Annotated in this window: 1 protein-coding gene; it reads left to right on the plus strand. The window is 58.4% G+C overall.

Features of this window, described 5'->3' with window-relative positions; genetic code table 11:
• Positions 1-255: phage portal protein (locus FCK22_RS18170; RefSeq protein WP_136720766.1), on the plus strand; the 255-nt coding region annotated here is incomplete at both ends.

Consider the following 255-nt stretch of genomic DNA (forward strand, 5'->3'; position numbering starts at 1 on the left):
TGGAGTTCATGCGCACGGGCGGCGGCGGGATGACGGAATCCGGGGCGCATATCAACGCCAAGTCGGCAATGAAGAATACAACCATCCTGCGCTGCGTGTCGCTCATTGCCTTCAGCATTGGGATGCTGCCGCTTCATATGCAGCGCAAAGCGGACAAGTCGAAGGCCAGCGATCATCCGTTGTTTCGGGTGCTGCACCGCAAGCCGAACGCATGGCAGACTGCTTTTGAGTTCCGCAGCTTAATGCAGCAGCGTG

The sequence above is a fragment of the Sulfitobacter sp. 15WGC genome (assembly GCF_005068605.1).
GTDB classification, from domain to species: Bacteria; Pseudomonadota; Alphaproteobacteria; order Rhodobacterales; family Rhodobacteraceae; genus Sulfitobacter; species Sulfitobacter faviae.